The 317-nt window shown below is 45.7% G+C and carries 1 pseudogene; it reads left to right on the top strand.

Annotation, left to right across the window (positions count from 1 at the left end):
* A pseudogene (locus tag GOQ17_RS16165) lies at positions 1-317 on the top strand (group II intron reverse transcriptase/maturase); the annotation flags it as partial.

Here is a 317-nt window from a genome sequence, read left to right as displayed (position 1 = left end):
GGATGATTGAAAAGAACCTCACCGATACAAACACAAAAGTAGATGGACTTTTAGAACAACTCCTTGACCGTCAGAACTTGAATACTGCCTATTTACAAGTGGTCGGTAATCGTGGTGCTGGCGGTATCGATAAGATGGGCGTCGAATCCTTAGGGGATTATCTTAGAGAGCACAAAGAGCAACTTTTAACATCCATCAAGCAAGGGGATTATTCCCCAGCTCCAGTAAGACGGGTCGAAATTCCCAAAGATAACGGGTCGAAACGAATGCTAGGCATCCCAACGGTAGTTGACCGTCTCATCCAACAGGGCATCAGT

It is taken from the genome of Sphingobacterium composti, assembly GCF_009829075.1.
Classification (GTDB): domain Bacteria; phylum Bacteroidota; class Bacteroidia; order Sphingobacteriales; family Sphingobacteriaceae; genus Sphingobacterium; species Sphingobacterium composti.
The sequence above is the reverse complement of the archived record's forward strand: the minus strand, read 5'-3'. Positions and strand labels throughout refer to the sequence as shown.